Annotated in this window: 17 protein-coding genes and 1 pseudogene; 9 read left to right on the forward strand and 9 right to left on the reverse strand. The window is 32.8% G+C overall.

All coding sequences use genetic code 11. From position 1 onward, the window contains the following. Window positions 1–102: 102 nt before the first annotated feature. Together lysS and K5I29_RS08430 are read left to right on the forward strand one after the other, a co-directional pair. Window positions 103–1800: a lysine--tRNA ligase gene (lysS, locus tag K5I29_RS08425; protein ID WP_264432429.1), complete on the forward strand. Its 1698-nt coding sequence runs from the start codon at window positions 103–105 to the stop codon at window positions 1798–1800. 196 nt (window positions 1801–1996) lie between these two features. Then, a complete protein-coding gene (locus K5I29_RS08430) occupies window positions 1997–2536 on the forward strand; it encodes a hypothetical protein (RefSeq protein ID WP_264432432.1) in 540 nt (179 codons plus the stop codon). Window positions 2537–2564: 28 nt separating this feature from the next. Here K5I29_RS08430 and hemL read toward each other — a convergent pair whose 3' ends face one another. From hemL to K5I29_RS08450, 4 genes are read right to left on the reverse strand one after another with little or no spacing between them, the layout of a single operon-like run. Beyond that, entirely contained in the window at window positions 2565–3857 is a 1293-nt protein-coding gene (hemL, locus tag K5I29_RS08435; RefSeq protein WP_264432433.1) for a glutamate-1-semialdehyde 2,1-aminomutase, read from the reverse strand. A gap of 3 nt (window positions 3858–3860) precedes the next feature. Further along, window positions 3861–4703 (reverse strand): glucosaminidase domain-containing protein, encoded by an 843-nt coding sequence (locus K5I29_RS08440; protein WP_264432435.1) that lies wholly within the window; start codon window positions 4701–4703, stop codon window positions 3861–3863. Then, window positions 4703–5599 (reverse strand): 1-aminocyclopropane-1-carboxylate deaminase/D-cysteine desulfhydrase, encoded by an 897-nt coding sequence (locus tag K5I29_RS08445; RefSeq protein ID WP_264432437.1) that lies wholly within the window; start codon window positions 5597–5599, stop codon window positions 4703–4705. The genes K5I29_RS08440 and K5I29_RS08445 overlap by 1 nt, the downstream gene beginning before the upstream one ends. A 48-nt stretch (window positions 5600–5647) precedes the next feature. Next, entirely contained in the window at window positions 5648–7612 is a 1965-nt protein-coding gene (locus tag K5I29_RS08450) for a T9SS type A sorting domain-containing protein (protein ID WP_264432438.1), read from the reverse strand. Window positions 7613–7942: 330 nt separating this feature from the next. On the opposite strand from K5I29_RS08450, the gene K5I29_RS08455 reads away from it, so the two are divergent. The 3 genes from K5I29_RS08455 to K5I29_RS08465 all read left to right on the forward strand — a co-directional run bounded on the left by K5I29_RS08455 (window position 7943) and on the right by K5I29_RS08465 (window position 10808). After that, window positions 7943–8113: a DUF5522 domain-containing protein gene (locus tag K5I29_RS08455; RefSeq protein ID WP_264432439.1), complete on the forward strand. Its 171-nt coding sequence runs from the start codon at window positions 7943–7945 to the stop codon at window positions 8111–8113. A gap of 40 nt (window positions 8114–8153) precedes the next feature. Next, window positions 8154–10142: a urocanate hydratase gene (locus K5I29_RS08460; RefSeq protein WP_264432441.1), complete on the forward strand. Its 1989-nt coding sequence runs from the start codon at window positions 8154–8156 to the stop codon at window positions 10140–10142. Between the two features lie 78 nt (window positions 10143–10220). Further along, window positions 10221–10808 carry a DUF4136 domain-containing protein gene (locus K5I29_RS08465; RefSeq protein WP_264432442.1) on the forward strand — a complete coding sequence of 196 codons (588 nt, stop codon included), beginning with the start codon at window positions 10221–10223 and terminating at the stop codon, window positions 10806–10808. Window positions 10809–10868: 60 nt separating this feature from the next. Here K5I29_RS08465 and K5I29_RS08470 read toward each other — a convergent pair whose 3' ends face one another. The 5 genes and pseudogenes from K5I29_RS08470 to K5I29_RS08490 form a co-directional block, all read right to left on the reverse strand. Next, window positions 10869–11678, reverse strand: a complete 810-nt coding sequence (locus K5I29_RS08470) for a TPM domain-containing protein (RefSeq protein ID WP_264432445.1) — start codon at window positions 11676–11678, stop codon at window positions 10869–10871. After that, window positions 11678–12118: a TPM domain-containing protein gene (locus tag K5I29_RS08475; RefSeq protein WP_264432447.1), complete on the reverse strand. Its 441-nt coding sequence runs from the start codon at window positions 12116–12118 to the stop codon at window positions 11678–11680. Before K5I29_RS08475 ends, K5I29_RS08470 begins: the two co-directional genes overlap by 1 nt. Before the next feature lie 11 nt (window positions 12119–12129). Continuing rightward, on the reverse strand, window positions 12130–12723 hold the full coding sequence (locus K5I29_RS08480) for a LemA family protein (RefSeq protein ID WP_264432450.1): 594 nt from the start codon (window positions 12721–12723) through the stop codon (window positions 12130–12132). Between the two features lie 50 nt (window positions 12724–12773). Then, window positions 12774–13103, reverse strand: a complete 330-nt coding sequence (locus tag K5I29_RS08485) for a MerR family transcriptional regulator (protein ID WP_264432453.1) — start codon at window positions 13101–13103, stop codon at window positions 12774–12776. Continuing rightward, window positions 13103–14063: pseudogene (locus K5I29_RS08490) on the reverse strand (M23 family metallopeptidase). Before K5I29_RS08490 ends, K5I29_RS08485 begins: the two are co-directional and overlap by 1 nt. Before the next feature lie 242 nt (window positions 14064–14305). On the opposite strand from K5I29_RS08490, the gene alaS reads away from it, so the two are divergent. The 4 genes from alaS (at window position 14306) to K5I29_RS08510 (ending at window position 19574) form a co-directional block, all read left to right on the forward strand. Continuing rightward, window positions 14306–16942 (forward strand): alanine--tRNA ligase, encoded by a 2637-nt coding sequence (gene alaS / locus K5I29_RS08495; RefSeq protein ID WP_264432456.1) that lies wholly within the window; start codon window positions 14306–14308, stop codon window positions 16940–16942. 202 nt (window positions 16943–17144) lie between these two features. Then, the gene (locus K5I29_RS08500) at window positions 17145–17942 is read left to right on the forward strand and encodes a GLPGLI family protein (RefSeq protein ID WP_264432459.1); all 798 of its coding nucleotides are present in this window, start codon (window positions 17145–17147) and stop codon (window positions 17940–17942) included. A gap of 519 nt (window positions 17943–18461) precedes the next feature. Next, window positions 18462–18677 carry a hypothetical protein gene (locus K5I29_RS08505; RefSeq protein ID WP_264432462.1) on the forward strand — a complete coding sequence of 72 codons (216 nt, stop codon included), beginning with the start codon at window positions 18462–18464 and terminating at the stop codon, window positions 18675–18677. Window positions 18678–18758: 81 nt separating this feature from the next. After that, on the forward strand, window positions 18759–19574 hold the full coding sequence (locus K5I29_RS08510; RefSeq protein ID WP_264432464.1) for a GLPGLI family protein: 816 nt from the start codon (window positions 18759–18761) through the stop codon (window positions 19572–19574). The last annotated feature ends 2 nt before the right edge of the window (window positions 19575–19576 follow it).

Raw genomic sequence — 19576 nt, forward strand, 5'->3', positions numbered from 1 at the left:
TTATTCTTAACAAATTTACAACAAAACCGGCTATTTTAATCATAAGTTTTATAAAATTAATCCGTACCTTTGCGTGTTAAAAATTAATATTAATATAGTATCATGCAACTTTCAGAACAAGAAATCATTAGAAGAGAGAAATTGAGCAAGTTAAGAGAACTTGGCATCAATCCTTATCCAGCAAATTTGTTTCCAGTAAATCATACTTCGAAACAGGTCAAGGAAACTTTTGAAGAAGGGAAGCAGGTTATTGTTGCTGGTCGTTTAATGAGCGTTCGTGATCAAGGTAAAGCATCGTTTGCCGAGTTACAAGATTCTGAAGGACGTATTCAGCTATATTTAAACCGAGATGTAATTTGTCCTGGAGAAGACAAAACTTTATATAACACCGTTTTCAAAAAATTAATCGATTTAGGCGATTTTATTGGAATTGAAGGCGAATTGTTTACTACACAAGTTGGTGCAAAATGTATTCGCGTAACAAACGTAAGCTTATTAAGCAAAACGTTACGCCCATTACCATTACCAAAGGTAGACGAAGAAGGACATGTTTTTGATGCCTTTACCGATCCAGAATTACGTTACCGCATGCGTTATGTAGATTTAGTTGTAAATCCGCATGTAAAAGATGTGTTTGTTAAAAGAACTAAACTTTTTACTGCTATGCGAGATTTTTTCAATCGCGCAGGTTACATGGAAGTTGAAACACCTGTTTTACAAGCAATTCCTGGTGGTGCTGCAGCGCGTCCGTTTATTACCCATCACAATTCTTTAGATATTCCTTTGTATATGCGTATCGCTAACGAATTATATTTAAAAAGATTAATTGTTGGTGGTTTTGATGGAGTTTACGAATTTTCTAAAAACTTCCGTAACGAAGGAATGGACCGTACCCACAATCCAGAATTTACAGCTATGGAAATTTACGTAGCCTATAAAGATTACAATTGGATGATGGAATTTACCGAAAACTTGTTAGAATATTGTGCTACACAAGTTAACGGAACAACCGAAGCAACTTTTGGCAAACATAAAATTAATTTTAAAGCGCCTTATGCACGTGTTACCATGACCGATGCCATTAAACAATTTACTGGTTTTGATATTACAGGTAAATCAGAACAAGAAATTTTTGAAGCAGCAAAAGGAATGGGAATTGCGGTTGATGAAACCATGGGTAAAGGAAAATTAATTGATGAAATATTTGGAGAAAAATGCGAAGGCAACTTTATTCAGCCAACCTTCATCACTGATTATCCAAAAGATATGTCGCCGTTAACAAAAATGCACCGTGATAACCCAGAATTAACCGAACGTTTTGAGTTAATGGTTTGTGGAAAAGAAATTGCGAATGCGTATTCTGAGTTAAACGATCCAATTGATCAACGTGAGCGTTTTGAATCGCAAATGGCGCTTTCTGAACGTGGTGATGATGAAGCAATGTTTATTGACCAGGATTTTTTAAGAGCTTTAGAATACGGAATGCCACCAACATCTGGTTTAGGAATTGGAATGGACCGTTTAATTATGTTTTTAACTAACAATCCATCAATTCAAGAAGTTTTATTCTTCCCACAAATGCGACCAGAAAAAGCTGCTCCTGCATTTGAATTAACAGCTGAAGAAAAAATAATTGTAGATTTACTTGAAAAAAATGACAACCAATTTGAATTGGGCGCTCTAAAAATAGCTGCTGGTTTAAGCGGAAAAAAATGGGACGTTTCGATGAAAAATTTAGCAAAACACGGACTAACTTCGGTTGAAGTTTCTGATGATAAAAAAACAGTGATTTTAAAATAATCACAAAATAATAAATAAAAAGACGAGCTTAAAGCTCGTCTTTTTTTATTTGCAAAAAGAAAATCTATTTAAAAAAATAACACAACGCACTGAAAAACAAGCGCTTTAGAAGTAGTATAAAAATCTTTAACAAATAAAAATAAAGTTTGGCACGGATTTGTATAGTAGGTAAGTACAATAAAAAAATTAAAAGATTATGAAAAGAATAATTGTATTAGCTGCTATAGCTTTATTTAGCTTTGAAATGAATGCTCAGGAAGTAAAAACTGAAGTTGTTCAGAAAGAAAAAACAGAAAAAACACGTGCCATTAAAGCCAAGCGAGCTAAAATAGCCGATTCTAAACGCAATCATGCGGTAAACAGAAAACAAAACATAAAATTAACTGCAGAGCAACGTAACGATTTACGTGTTAAACAATTAACTTTAGCTTTAAACCTTTCAGACAAACAACAAAACAAAGTTGCCGAGCTTAATGCGAAAACATTTAACCAAGATACAAAATTTGTACGTGGAAAGAAATTAACAAACGATGAAGTTTACAACTTAAAAGCTGAACGTTTAGATAAGCAAATTGCTTATAAAAGAGGAATGAAAAAAATTCTTTCCAAAAATCAATTTGCACAGTGGGAAAATATGAATAAAGAAAACAGTGCTCGCTATCGTCAATTAAAGCATAAAAATAACAGAAATTTTGCACACAAACCAAAAACTGAAAACAACAGAAATAGAATGTAAAAAAAAGCCCGATTATATCGGGCTTTTTTTATTTATCTAATAATGTTGCAACCTCAGCTACAACAGCAATGGTTTGATCTAAATCAGCATACGTTAATGCATCGGTTATAAACCAAGTTTCGTAAGATGATGGTGCAATATAAACACCACGTTCTAACAATCCATGAAAAAACTTTTTAAAGTTTTCGTTATTTCCGTAACCAGCAGTTTCAAAATCAACCACTTCACGATCGTCAAAAAACACAGAAATCATTGAACCTACACGATTTATTGTATATTTTAATCCAGCAGCTGTCAAAACTTTTCGCATACCAGCTTCTAAATAAGCTGTTTTTTCTTCTAAACGCGTAAATAAATCCTTATCATTATTAATAGCTTCTAACATAGCCAATCCGGCAGCCATTGCTAAAGGATTTCCTGCTAAAGTTCCGGCTTGATAAACAGGACCAACTGGAGCTAAATAATTCATAATTTCGTTACGTGCTGCAAAGGCACCAACTGGTAATCCGCCACCAATAACTTTACCAAAAGCAACAATATCAGCATCAACACCAAACAATTGTTGTGCTCCACCTTTAGCTAAACGGAATCCCGTCATAACCTCATCAAAAATTAACAAAGCACCATTGGCAGTACATAAATCTTTTAATCCTTGCAAAAATCCTGGTTTTGGTGGTACACAGCCCATATTTCCTGCAACAGGTTCAATAATAATAGCTGCAATTTCATTTTTATTAGATTCAAAAATTTCTGCTACGTGAGCCAAATCATTGTAACGAGCTAAAATGGTATCTTTTGCTGTACCTTGCGTAACGCCAGGAGAATTTGGTGTACCAAAAGTACTTAGTCCTGATCCGGCTTGAATTAAAAATGAATCAGAATGTCCGTGATAACAACCAGCAAATTTTATAATTTTATCGCGATTGGTGTAACCACGAGCTAATCGAATTGCCGACATACAAGCTTCTGTACCAGAGTTTACAAATCGGATTTTATCAATATTAGGAACCATAGCAACTGCTAATTCAGCAATTTTAGTTTCTAATTCAGTTGGCATCCCAAAAGATGTTCCTTGTTTTGCTTTTTCAATCACTGCATTAACAACAGGTTCAAAAGCATGACCCAATAATAACGGCCCCCAAGAATTTATATAATCAATATATTTATTATCATCTTCATCATAAATATAAGCTCCTTTAGCTGACTTGGCAAAAACAGGCGTTCCTCCTACTCCTTTAAAAGCGCGAACTGGTGAATTTACACCACCAGGAATAACTTTTTCTGCTTCAGCAAAAAGTTTACTACTTCTTTGATATAACATAGTTTAAATTTTTAAAATTTGTCCAACACTAATAATATCAGTGCTTAAATTATTTACAGTTTTAATATTTTGAACGGAAGTATTAAACTTGCGCGCAATTGAATATAATGTATCACCAGCGCTTACAACATAAGTTGCAGCAGTTGCTTGCGAATTAGATTCTGAAGATGCAATTTGCCCTTTATAACCAGGCATTTGTTTATCTAATTCTTGCAAATTGTAGCGCTCTATTAACGAAATTAATTTATCTGGGTATTTTGGATCTGTCGCATAACCTGCAGCTTTTAAACCGCGAGCCCACGCTTTATAATCATAAATATCTAATTTAAACAAGTTGTTATAACGGCTTCTTGTAGTTAAAAATAAAGAATGATCGCGGTATGATTCTGCCGGATCGTTATATTTCCTAAAACATTCTTGTGCCGCATCATCATCATGGCGCACGCTGGCTCCCGTCCAACCTGAATGGCATTTTATGCCAAAATGATTATTTGCTTTTTGAGCTAAAGTTCCGTTTCCTGAACCCGATTCTAAAATTCCTTGAGCCATAGTAATACTTGCAGGAATTTTATGCGTTTTCATATTATCTATAGCAATATGTTTATAACTTTCAATATAATCAGTAACCGAATTTTTAGCAGTAGATTGGGTTGGTGCAGATTCTATAACAACAGTTTTAGAATCGGTATCAACATTATTTTTTGTTGAAGACGAAGTACTTTGTGTAGATTTGATTTTGTGCGTCTTGCTTGATTTTTGCTTCTGTTTGGTAACTCGAATTTTATTTGATGTTGAACATCCAACCAGAACAAAAGCGATAACCGATAAATAAATATATTTTTTCATTAAAAAACCACTTGAATTGTTGTTTTATTTTTTTTTATACGTTGTTTATTGATTCCATCAATCCCTTGTAAACCACCGGTATGAATAGCTAAAATTTGAGAACCTGGAGCTATAATTTGTTTGTCAATTAAATCAATAATTCCGAAAAACATTTTACCCGTATAGATCGGATCTAATGGAATTCCAAATTTATTAAAAAAATCATTAATAAAGGCTATCAGCGCATCATTGATTTTTGCGTAAGCACCTAAGTTATAGTCAAAACAAAAATATAAATCATTCCTGCGGTTGGTCGTCCAATTAACAACAGCATCTAACACCGAATAATCATTTAAGGCCATAAAAGCAATCGCTTTTTGATGGGGTTGTAATTGATTGTAAATTCCTGATATTGTTGCCCCCGTACCTGCAGCACAACAAACATAATCAAACTTTGCATCTTGCTCAGGGTTTATAATCTCTTCACATCCTAAAACCGCAAGCTTATTTGAACCGCCTTCTGGTACAAAATAATAATCTGGAAATAAGTTTTGTAATTCTTGAATTACAGAAACATCTTGTTTATTTCGATATTTATCTCTGCTAAAAAAATGTAAATGCATTCCGTTTTGTTTTGCAAAAAGCAACGTAGGATTTTCATCACTTTTAAACTGCCATTCTTCTCCGCGAATTACTCCTACTGTTGGAATACTATATGCAAAACCGGCTGCCGCTGTGGCAGCAATATGATTAGAAAATGCACCACCAAAGGTTAAAATTCCTTTGAATTTATTTTGTTTAACAATTTCAATATTATGTTTTAATTTTCTGAATTTATTACCCGAAATAAAAGGATGCAACAAATCGTCTCGCCTAATGGTTATAGTAACTTTTTTATATGTAATAATTTGATCCATAAAAAAAAGCAACCAATATTGGTTGCTTTTATAAATATAGTTTAAAATTTAATTTTTAACAATAACTTTTTTACTTACTGGTTTACCAGTTGCTGTTGCAATTTTAACAATATAAATACCGTCTGCTAAACCTGAAGTTGAAAATCTATATTCTGGTTCACTACCTAAGTTTTTCTTAGCTAAAACCAATCTACCTCTAATATCAAACATTTCGGCTGAAGTTAAATTCAATGCTTCTGGATTGCTAATAGTTAACGCTCTTTCTTTGTTGTTTTGTAACACAACAAATGAGTTGTTATTTACTACATCATCAATTCCATTTTTATTATCACGGTTAAACGTAATAAAATATCTTCCTTTATTTACACCAGCCGGAACGTTAAAAGAAACTCTTTCTGATTTTACATCTTTATATTCTCCTGTATAATCATCATAAATATAAATATTATCAGCTAACTTAAAGTTTACTAAATTGTCTAATTGGAAGTAAACTGATCCTTCTTTAGGATTATCAACCGTTAATGGAATTCTTTCATTAACATCAAACTTGTCTGTTAAAAAATTAAAGTTCTTATCGTATTTTTCAACATATAGATTAAAGTTACCTTCAGTAGGTGTAACTTCTGTTCTCGACATTCTAAGTAAGTTTTCATCATTTAAATCATTAAAAACAAAACCTAAAGCTTTTATTTCATTTTCCTGATTTGCTACAATACTAAACATAGGAGCTGGAGCTTTTGAAACTTTAGTATAATCAACTCCGTTAGTATTAATTATATTAGAATAGTTACCATATTCAGTAACTTCACTGTTTGAGCGCGCAGCACCAGCAGCACCTAGCGCTGTTGTCATTAATTCTGACTGATCTGACACAGCTAAACGGTGACTGTTATTAAAAACTACTGTTGTTCCAGGAAGAACACCTTCTTTAGCTCTAACCCAGAAACCTGTTCCTAAAGGTAAAAATGAAGGAACATCATTTGAAACAACTGGCTGATTAGCACCATCTTGAGGACTTTCAGCTTCACTAACAAAAACTCCTTGATTTCCAACTTTATAGAAAGAAGTTGGAGCAACTAAATTTCCTCTTGTTCCTTCAGGAGCTTCAGGATCACCAGGGGTAGGCGTAGGAACATATTTAATATAACCATAGTTATATTGATCTAGATGATGAGAATTTTTATTTAACTCAGCGTAAAAATAAACTCCTTCAATAACAGCATCATTGTCTTTAATAAATTTATTTAAATTAAAATCTGATGGGTAAGGGTTACCCAGCATAAACAAAACACCTGGTTGATCAACAACAACTTTAATTTCACCATCATTTGGTATACCACGAAAATCAAATCTTTGAGGTAGCTTATTTCCAGCCTTATTATCATTAAGTTCACCATGAGCTTTTGTATCATCTGTACCACTAGTCCCTTTCATGTACAAACCAACCCCTTTAGGAATTGCATTGTCACTTGCAGGTCTTCTTAAAGGATATCTCCAGCTACTGTACTGTCCGGCTCCATCCATCCAAGCAATATAATTTGGAACCAAACGTATGCTTCCGCCATTTCCAGCTTCACCATCTTTACTATAAGGCACTCCACTAAAATCAATTGGTTTATGAGTTCTGACATCAACAACTCCTCCAACAGATGTAGTATTGAATTTAAAAACATTAGATTTATTAGCACCCGAAACCTCATTTGTACTTACAGGTAAACCGTAATGCGAATAATTAAAATGATCTGTAGGTTTAGACATTACAAAAGCAGAAAGCGCACCAGAAGGCGTTCCAACATTATTATCTACTTTTGCTCCATTATTACCTTGAAGTAATTTTGCATTACGTCTTAAATATATTTTTCCATCATCAAGTCGTACTTCTTGATTTACAAACAATGTTTCATCGCCAACATACATGAACGCATCATTTCCCTTAACTGTTAGCTGAGCATTCATATCAGATATCTGAAATAAAGCGAATGCTATAAAGCTATGAAATATTATTTTCTTCATAATTTTTTAATTAATAATAATTAAACCATATCATATAAACTTCATTTTTCACAAAATATTATATAACACGTATTATATTTTCTCTCTTTTTATCCTTTTGCAAATTTACGAGTTATTACCTAATTTACAATAATTTACAATGTTTTTTTAACAAAAAAACAAAGCTTATAATCCTATTCTTACACTCTGTATTAACAATATTTTATAAACCTTATTTTTGTAATAAATAAAACTTTTTTCAAAAACAACGGTGGTGTTAAAATTTAAACATAAGTTTCAGATAACGCGTTTATCAAATCAAAAATTCAAAACATTTATTAAATTTGTTATATGACTATAAATAAAAATCATGCCAAAATTGACGAAGATTATTATTTAACCACAGAAGGTTACAAAATTTTTACGGCAAAATGGCATTTAAAACGTGGGCATTGTTGCAAAAGCGGCTGTAAACATTGCCCATACGGATTTGATAAAAAAACTGGATTAATAAAAAAATAATTTTCATTTTTTATAAAATGGAAACTTAAAATTATAAATTATGACTTTCAAAGAAATCATTCAACAAGGAATCCCGACTGTATTACCAGCAGTAAAACCTTATGAATCAGACATAAACCATGCACCAAAACGCAAAGAAATTTTAAATGATGCTGAAAAAAAATTAGCATTACAAAATGCTTTGCGTTATTTTAAGCCAGAACATCATGCAACCTTATTACCTGAATTTAAAGAAGAATTAGAAAAATACGGCCGCATTTATATGTATCGTTTTCGTCCCGATTATAAAATGTACGCGCGTGATATAAACGAATATCCAGGAAATTCGTTACAAGCCAAAGCAATCATGATGATGATTCAGAATAATCTGGATTATGCCGTAGCACAACATCCGCACGAACTTATAACATATGGAGGTAATGGAGCTGTGTTTAGCAACTGGGCGCAGTATTTACTAACCATGCAATATTTGTCTGAAATGACAGACGAGCAAACGTTGGTTATGTATTCTGGCCACCCAATGGGATTATTTCCTTCGCATAAAAACGCACCTCGCGTTGTTGTTACAAACGGCATGATGATTCCGAACTACTCAAAACCGGACGATTGGGAAAAGTTTAATGCTTTGGGTGTTACGCAATACGGACAAATGACCGCAGGTTCTTACATGTACATTGGTCCACAAGGAATTGTTCACGGAACCACGATTACGGTTTTAAATGGATTCAGAAAAATTGGTAAAGAACCGAAAGGGAATTTATTTGTAACTTCTGGATTAGGTGGAATGAGTGGCGCTCAACCTAAAGCAGGAACAATTGCTGGCTGTATTACGGTTTGTGCCGAAGTAAATCCAAAAATCACTAAAATTCGTCACGAGCAAGGTTGGATTCATGAAGTGATTTCAGATTTAAATGAATTGGTTGCTCGCGTTAAAAAAGCAAAAGAAAATCAAGAAATTGTTTCTATCGCCTATTTAGGTAACGTAGTAGATGTTTGGGAAAAATTTGATTCCGAAAACATTCAAATTGATTTAGGATCAGATCAAACTTCATTACATAATCCTTGGGCTGGTGGATATTATCCTGCAGGAATTTCGTTTGAAGATGCAAATGAAATGATGGCAAATCAGCCGGAATTGTTTAAAGAAAAAGTGCAAAAAACCTTGCGTCGTCATGCAGCAGCGATTAATAAACATACCGCAAAAGGAACGTACTTTTTTGATTACGGAAATGCCTTTTTATTAGAAGCTTCTCGCGCTGGAGCCGATGTTATGAATCCAAACCCTTCTTTAGGACGTGAATTTAAATATCCGTCATACGTACAAGATATTATGGGTCCAATGTGCTTTGATTATGGTTTTGGTCCTTTCCGTTGGGTTTGTGCATCAAACAACCCGGAAGATTTAGCTAAAACAGATGCCATTGCTTGTGTAGTTTTAGAAGAGATGATAAAAACTTCTCCTGCAGAAATTCAGCAACAAATGAAAGATAATATTCAGTGGATTAAAGGCGCTCAGGAAAATAAATTAGTAGTCGGATCTCAAGCTCGAATATTATATGCTGATGCACAAGGTAGAACAAATATTGCTAAAGCTTTTAATGATGCAATTGCAGCTGGTAAAATTGGTCCGGTTGTTTTAGGACGAGATCATCATGATGTTTCTGGAACAGATTCACCGTACCGTGAAACATCAAATATTTATGATGGTTCTCGTTTTACAGCAGATATGGCCATTCAAAACGTAATTGGAGATAGCTTTAGAGGTGCAACTTGGGTATCTATTCACAACGGCGGTGGCGTTGGTTGGGGAGAAGTTATTAATGGTGGTTTTGGCATGTTACTTGACGGAACTGCTGAGGCGGAACAACGTTTAAAATCGATGCTTTTTTGGGATGTAAATAACGGAATTTCACGCAGAAGCTGGGCTCGTAATGAAGGTGCTATGTTTGCAATTCAGCGTGCCATGGAAGCAGAACCTTTATTAAAAGTTACTATGCCAAATATAGTTGACGATTCTTTATTAGAATAATATTTTTTTTTAACAGCTAATGCATACTAAAAATGTACGATATTTCGTTGAAATGTATAAGAAATAAAAAATAAACTTATGAAACACATTAAATTTTTACCCGCATTAATTCTTTCTTTATTTATTGCTTCTTGTAGCAGTATTTCTGTAAGTTCAGATTACGAAAGCAATGTAAATTATTCAGGTTTTAAAACCTATGCTTTTCATGAAGAAGGTGTAAAAAACTCGAAAATAAACGACATTGATAAAAGAAGAATTTTAAAAGCAATTGAAACACAATTGGATGCTAAAGGTTTAACTTTATCTAACAATCCGGATTTAATTGTAAACTTTTTTACTAAAGAAAATACAGATTTAAATGTTTACACATACAACAACAATTACGGTTGGGGTTGGGGTGCACCTGGTTATCCTGGATATTACGGAGCATGGGGATATATGGGACCATGGGGACCAAGTATTTCTAATACGTCTGTAAGCACAGTACAAGAAGGAACTTTATATATTGATATTGTTGATGCTAAAAAGAAACAATTAATTTGGCAAGGTGTTGGAAAAGGAACAATTAATCCGACAAGCAATGTTGAAAAAAGAGAACAAAAAATTCAAGAATTTGTTACAGACATCTTAGCACAATATCCTCCAAAACCAGGAGCTAAAAAATAAGCATAAAAAAACCGAGATAAATATCTCGGTTTTTTTATTTCTATAAATAAGCTGTTTGTTTTACCAACTTCCTCCTGCTCCACCGCCAGAGAAACCTCCGCCGCCAAAACCACCAGAAAATCCGCCACCGCCAAATCCGCCGGAAGAACTTCCTCCACCAAATCCGCCAGAACTACGTCCTAAACTGCTTAATAAAATTACATCCATTAAATCTAATCCGCCAGAACGATGCCCACGATTGCCTCCGCCACCTTTACCTCCTTTGCTCATAAAAGCAAATAGTAAAAATAGAACTACAATGGCAAAAAACAAAATTGCCCCAGCAGGAAATTCTTCTTGATTCTTTTCTTTGGCTTTATACGTTCCAGAAAAAAGTTCCATTAAAGCAGTTGTACCATCGTACAAACCTTGATAATAATCGCCTTGTTTAAAATTTGGGATAATTACATTTCTAATAATTTCACCATTTATTCCGGCTGTTAAAATATGTTCTAAACCATAACCTGGAGAAATCCATATTTTACGTTCATCTACAGCTAATAAAATAAAAACGCCATTATCGGTTCCTTTTTGACCTATTCCCCATTTTTGCGCCCATTCAGGAGTTAACATGCCAATATTTTCACCTTTAAGGCTCGGAATTATAGCAATCACAATTTGGGTTGAAGTTGTATCGGCATAATTTATTAATCTACTTTCTAACGTTTTTTTCTGAGATGCATCTAATAAATTTGCATAATCGTAAACGCTGGTTTGACTACTGCTCTTAGGTTGAGTTGGAATATCAAATTGCGCCCAACCAATACTAGAAAGTAAAAAAATAAAAACACCAATAATAAACTTGGATATTTTTACAATAATTTGTGTCATTAGCTTCTTGATATTTCGTTAGATAATTCATCCACATCAGTAGCTGCGCAATATGGAAAGTGTTCTTTTAGCGCTTCGCCCGCTTTTAAAATACCGCGAATTAATCCTTCTTTATTCTGGCCTTGTTTAAAATGTGAAATAACCACATCTTTTGTTTCATGCCAAAAATCGGGAGCAACAACTTTATTAATTCCTTCGTCACCTAAAATAACAAAATGATGATCTACAACACAAACATAGAAAAGTACGCCGTTTCTAGAAGCGGTATTGTGCATCTGTAAAGACAAAAAAACCTCCTTAGCTCTTTCTAGAGGAGGTTTTTTTGATGAATCTTCAAGATGAACCCTTATTTCACCCGATGTACTTGTTTCTGCTTGTTGTATAGCTTCAACAATGGCACGTTCGTCGGCTACTGATAAAAATTGTTCACTTGCTGACATAGTTTATTTTTTTAATTAAAATCAAATTGAACTTCTGGTGCTTTTTCTGCTCCAGCTTCAGATTTAAAGAATGCGCGTTCTGCATAACCAGTTAAGAAAAACTTATTAGGCACGCTTAATACATATTTGTTGTATTCACGAACCGCATCGTTATAACGCGTACGAGCAGTTAAAATTTGATTTTCTGTGCTTGCTAATTCGTCTTGTAATTTTAAAAAGTTCTGATTTGTTTTTAAATCAGGATATCTTTCTACCGTTACCAATAAACGTGATAAAGCACTAGAAACACCAGATTGTGCTTGTTGAAATTGTTCTAATTCTGCCGGTGTAATGTTAGACGGATCAATTTGCACTGAAGTTGCTTTTGCTCTTGCATTTACAACCGCTTCTAAAGTAGATTTTTCGAAATCTGCTGCACCTTTAACGGTATTTACTAAATTTCCGATTAAATCATTTCTTCTTTGATATGCGCCTTCTACGTCTGCCCATGTTTTATCTGCATTTTGCTTTACGTTTAATGCGCCGTTTTGATAAATCATAGATAGGATAAAATATCCACCAATAAGTACTACAAGTACAAGGATAATAGGAAGTGCTTTCTTCATCTTTAAATTTTAATTTAGTTATTGTATAAGTCGATAAAAATTGGATTTTGTTACAAACTTTCTTTAAGTAATAACAAATCGGCTTTAATTTGTTTTAATTTGGTTAGTAAAGTTATTTTATCTGTTGGTTCATTTAGCTTGGCTTTTAAGTGCATTTTGGCTCCGTCTAAGGTAAATCCACGTTCTTTCACTAAATGATAAATCATGGTTAGGTTTTTTACATCTTCTTGTGTGAACATGCGATTGCCTTTCGCATTTTTTTTAGGCTGAATAATATCAAATTCTTTTTCCCAAAAACGCAACAACGAAGCATTTACTCCAAAATGTTTAGCCAATTCGCCAATAGAAAAATATCGTTTATTTGGTAATTTTTTTAGCATTAATCTAAAGACTGATTTTCTTGTTCGGCTTGCTCACGTAATAATTTATATTCAATAGGCAGCATAGAACTGTAATAAAAATTAATTGGGTTAACGGCTTGTCCATTTTTATAAACCTCGTAATGTAAATGCGGCGCTTCACTCCTACCGGTACTACCTACATAACCAATTACATCACCGCGTTTTACTTTTTGACCAACTTTTACGTTGTATTTACTTAAATGGGCATATAAGGTTTGGTAACCAAATCCATGATCAATCATAATATGATTTCCGTAACCGCTTAACGAATTATCTGCGCGTTTAACCGTTCCGTTTGCAGTTGCAAAAATAGGCGTTCCGGTTGGGGCTGTAAAATCCATACCTTTATGGAACTTTCTGATTTTTGTAAACGGGTCATTTCGGTAACCAAAACCAGAAGCCATGCGTTTTAAATCTTCGTTTCGAACGGGCTGAATTGCCGGAATTGCCAACAAAAGTTCTTCCTTATTTTTTAGCAATTCAATTACCTCATCTAAATGTTCAGATTGTAAAGCGATTTCTTTAGCCATGTTTTCTACACGGTTTTCGGTAAACTTTACAATATTTTCGCTTGATGCTAAAGATAAAGATTTCATGCGATCATGAATACTCGTATCTTCTTCAAAATTATCATTAAAATATTTTCGGTATAAGTTACGCTCGCGTTCATCCAATTGCAGCAAAACTTCTTGTAATTGCGACACGCGCTTATTTAACAAGTTGTAATTTATATTTAGTTCTGCCAATTCTCTCGATTTTTGTTTTTCTTTAGGAGATTCGAAAAAAGGAACCATCATATAGGTAGCAAAACAAAAATATCCAAAAAAGGCGAGAAGCTATTAAAAACAACAAAACCGAAAGTATTTTATTGGTTTTTTTAGGCTCTATCCTTTTATACGCTAACTTTTCGGGATCGTAATAATATTTTACCTTCGCCATATGCTAAAAATATACTATTTTTGCACCTTAAAAATGCAGTTAAATTTTGCATTTAAAAATGCGTTGTCAACAAAGATAATTATTTTTTAAATATTTACTTTTTAATAAAGGTTTAGTTTTACCTTTTTTAATGGATTTGTTTTAAGAATACACAATTAAAAACAAATATTTTAGTAGCTTTATCTTAAATAGCGTATAAAAATTAGTGCAAACAGTTATTAAATAATTCGATAATTCGACCTATGAAATCACAGGACATTAGAAAACAATTTCTACAATTTTTTGAAAGCAAAGGGCATTTAATTGTTCCTTCGGCTCCTATCGTTTTAAAAGACGATCCAACTTTAATGTTCAATAACTCGGGAATGGCCCAGTTTAAAGAATATTTTTTAGGAAACGCCACGCCAAAAAGTAACAGAATTGCCGATACGCAAAAATGTCTTCGTGTTTCTGGTAAGCATAATGATTTAGAAGATGTAGGTTTTGATACCTACCACCATACCATGTTCGAAATGTTAGGAAACTGGAGTTTTGGTGATTATTTTAAAAAAGAAGCAATTACTTGGGCTTGGGAATTTTTAACCGAAGTTTTAAAGTTAGATAAAGATCGTTTGTACGTTTCGGTTTTTGAAGGAAACCCAGACGAAAATGTTCCTTTTGATCAAGAAGCTTGGGATATTTGGAAACAATTTGTAGCCGAAGACCGCATTATTTTAGGAAACAAAAAGGATAACTTTTGGGAAATGGGCGACCAAGGACCATGCGGGCCTTGTTCTGAAATTCATATCGATTTACGTACCGATGCAGAAAGAGCTGCTGTTGCAGGCCGATCTTTAGTTAACGAAGATCATCCACAAGTTGTTGAGATTTGGAATAACGTATTTATGGAATTTAACCGTAAAGCAGACGGATCTTTAGAAAAACTTCCTGCGCAGCACGTAGATACCGGAATGGGGTTTGAACGTTTATGTATGGCAATGCAAAACGTAACATCAAACTACGATACAGACGTATTTACACCGCTTATTGCAAAAGTTGAAGCCATTACAGGTTTAAAATATACCGACAATACTGTTAAAAATATTTCGGAAGAACAAAACAAAATTAACATTGCTATTCGTGTAATTGTAGATCACGTTCGTGCGGTTGCTTTTGCTATTGCAGACGGACAATTACCATCTAACAACGGAGCAGGTTACGTTATTCGTCGTATTTTACGTCGTGCCATTCGTTACGGATTTACTTTTTTAGGAACAAAAGAACCATTTATTTATCAATTGGTTGATGTTTTAGCTGCTCAAATGGGTGAGTTTTTCCCAGAAATTGTTGCTCAAAAAGATTTAGTAAAAAATGTAATTAAAGAAGAAGAAGCTTCTTTTTTACGTACGTTAGATCAAGGTTTACATTTATTAGATACTGTTATTGTTGGTACTGAAGGTAAATTTGTTGACGGAGCTAAGGCGTTTGAATTATACGATACGTTTGGTTTCCCGATTGATTTAACTGCACTTATTTTACGTGAAAAAGGTTATGAGTTAGATGAAGCTGGTTTTGAAGCAGCAATGAAAGCACAAAAAGATCGTTCTCGTGCAGCTTCTGAAGTTTCTAAAGACGACTGGAATGTTTTAATTGAAGGAAATGTTGAAACTTTTGAAGGTTACGATAAAGTTGAAAACGAGGTAAAAATTACGCGTATTCGTAAAGTAGAATCTAAAAAAGACGGAACTTTATACCAAATTGTTTTAAACCATACGCCGTTTTACGCAGAAGGTGGAGGGCAAGTTGGGGATAAAGGTGTTTTAATTTCGGCAAACGAAACCATCGAAATCATCGATACCAAAAAAGAAAACAACCTCATTATTCATTTCACCAAACAATTGCCTGAAAATTTAGAAGCCAACTTTGTTGCTAAAGTAAATACAAATTTACGTAGTGCATCTTCTAAAAATCACTCAGCAACGCACTTATTGCACCAAGCTTTACGTGCCGTTTTAGGTACGCATGTAGAACAAAAAGGATCGTTAGTTGCACCGAATTATTTACGTTTTGACTTTTCGCATTTTTCTAAAGTAACTGACGAAGAATTAAAAAAAATCGAAACATTTGTAAACGCACGTATTGCAGAACAATTACCATTAATTGAACGCAGAGCAATTCCGTTTAACCAAGCGGTTGAAGAAGGAGCAATGGCTTTATTTGGCGAAAAATATGGCGATTTAGTTCGTGCTATAAAATTTGGCGATTCAATGGAATTATGTGGAGGAATTCACGTAGCAAATACAGCCGAAATTTGGTCGTTCAAAATTATTTCAGAAGGAGCGGTTGCAGCCGGTATTCGTCGTATTGAAGCGATTACAGGCGATGCTGTACGCGATTTTTATGTAGCACAAGAAAATACGATAAAAGATATTAAAGAAACGCTTAAAAATCCTCAAGATGTTTTAAAAGCGGTACATTCTTTACAAGATGATAATGCGAAACTGAAAAAACAAGTTGAGCAATTATTAAAAGAAAAAGCAAAAAATTTAAAAGGCGATTTATTAGCCGAAGTTCAAGAAATTAACGGCGTTCAGTTTTTGGCAAAACAAATAGATTTAGATGCTAACGGAGCTAAAGATTTGGTTTACGAAATTGGAGGAACAGGAAATAACTTCTTTATTGTTTTAGGAACGGTAACCGAAGGAAAGCCGATGTTAACCGCTTATGTTTCTAAAGAAATTGTTGAAAGTAAAAACTTAAATGCAGGGCAAGTAGTTCGTGAATTAGGAAAGCACATTCAAGGCGGCGGAGGCGGTCAAGCATTTTTTGCTACTGCAGGAGGTAAAAATCCGGATGGAATGGCAGATGCAATTACAAACGCTATACAATTCATAAAATAACAAAGAATTCAAGTAATAATAAAACCCCAATCATTTAAAGATTGGGGTTTTTGTTTGCATTACCAACGATTAGCATATTAACAAAAAGTAACTTAAAAAACGCAACATCGTTAAACATATAATAAAACTTACTTAACAAAATAATAAACACGTTACGATTAAAATGATTTAATCGTAATTTAGATATATAAATTCACTGATTATGAAACATTTAGCAACAATGCTATTTTCATTGATTTGGATATCAGGAATAGCACAGGTAGATGAAGGATTTATGAGATATTATTTTGATTTAACCATTACCAAAACGACAGATTCTACTCAGGTTAGAAAAATTACTACCGTTTTAGATGTGTTTAAAGACCGAAGTTTTTTTGCAGAAAAGAATTTTATTTTATACCAAAACGGATTACATGAAGCAAACAATTCTATTGGAACTAAAGAATATGTTAACCTACTTAAACAAGCTGCAGCAAATTACGACAGACCAGCCTATTTATTAGTAAAATCAAATGCAAATGAAAATAAAGTATTCGAAAAATTTAAAAACAAAAAATTTTATGTAATTCACGATAAAAAAAACTTAATCTGGGATGTTGAAGACAGCATTTATGTTTGGAATAATTATAAAGTTAAAAAAGCGACTACACAAACAGACGGTAGAAATTGGACCGCACTTTTTATTTATGATATTAGTGTACATTCTGGCCCTTATAAATTTAACAACTTACCAGGTTTTGTTGTAAAAGCATGGGATGAAGGCGAATATTTTGTTTTTGAATATAAAGACAGAAAAAATGTAGCTGACTTAAATGTTTACCTGGTTAAACCAGAAACGTATGATGAAATCAGTTTTCATGAAAGAAAATTAATTAAAGAAGTTTATTATCCTGACTTAGCTTCAACCAAAAATGACAAATCTAGAGCTAGTAAAATTGCCATTGATGACATACAAAATCCAATTGATATAAGTTTTATAGAACAATTGGCTTATAAATAAAAAAAGAAAGCGCTTGATTATCAAGCGCTTTCTTTTTTATTTATTCTCATTCATGTTATCAATTTAATTTTGTTAACAAAAAATTAACTATAAATTAAAAAACCGTAACATATTAGATATAAAACACTTAACTATAAATTAAATTATAAACTTAATATTGAATGTGTTTAAGAAACGTATAAAAGACAACAAAAAAATGGAATTTATAAACAATCGAAGATGATTAAAAATTATTGAAACAAGCAAAAATCCCTATACCAAACTATTTGAATTTGAAAATAAATTCAAACTAAAAAATCGCTTGGTACCCTTAATCAAACCTCGATGCATTTAATAATCTCATTATTAATTTTTTTTAAATTCAGTCTTTTTAAAAAAAATCTCGAAAATTTCGAGATTTTTTTATTAAAATAAAAACCGCAACAATTTTAACAAAAAAACCGTAACATTATATATATATATATTAGTAAAACTAACTAAAAACGGGAAACAGCGGTTTAATTCTGAATTCAATAAATTATGAAAAAAATATTTTTAAGCACAGCTTTTATGCTAATTAGCGGTTTTTCATTTGCAAACGAAATGAAAAATGAAGAAATAGTTGTAGATGCTTCAGAACAAGATTACCATTGTATGTACTTGACTAATGGTTGCAATCAATTAGTTTTAGTATGTTGGCCTGATAGCAGACATCCAAGCACAGATGATTTTGCTGATCTAGACTGGTCATGCTAATAACAAATATGACATTGTTATAAACAATAATCTAACTTAAAAGCAAGAAACTTTTAGGTTAGATTATTTAATTTTAATCAAATGAAAAAAAAAATCCTTTTATTACTAATGCTTGTTACTTATTGTCTACAAGCACAAACTAACGAATCTTTTACACGTTATACTTATGAGCTTACATATACCAAAAGATTAGATAGCAAAACAAAGCAAACAAGTATTTGCTATTTAGATGTTTATAAAAACAAAAGTATTTTTGGAGATAAATATCTAATAGAATTCCAAAATATTTGGACAAAAAACGATACTCTAAAAGATCGAGATAAACGATACAACATATTAGCTGATGCAAAACAAAAGTATTCAGGTCAGGCTTTTTCATTCATTATAGAAAAAGAGAATAATAAATTCAAACAATACAACAAAATTTGGACCAATGCTTTTTATGTAATACAAAATGCTAATGAAATAATTTGGCACATTGAACCTCAAACAATAAAATGGAATAACTATACCGTACAACAAGCAACTGCATTTTTTGAAGGTAGAAACTGGACCGTTTTATTTACTAAAGAAATTGCGCTTAATAACGGTCCGTATAAGTTTACAAACTTACCTGGTTTTGTTGTTAAAGCTTGGGACAGCGACTTACATTATACTTTTGAATTTATTAACAGTGAAAAAATAACGGAACATTACAATTATTTAGCGAGAATAAATCAATATCAAGAAGTTACATTACCTCAATATCAAAAATTATTTAAAAACCATTACAACAAAACTTACAGAGCATTTTGGGGAGAAAGCCAAACCAATGTAGAGCAAATGGCAATAGCATTTCCTTTAGATAAGAAAATAGGAGAAGTGGAAAACCCAATAGATTTAAGTTATAAACAATAAAT

It is taken from the genome of Flavobacterium agricola (assembly GCF_025919725.1).
GTDB lineage: Bacteria > Bacteroidota > Bacteroidia > Flavobacteriales > Flavobacteriaceae > Flavobacterium > Flavobacterium agricola.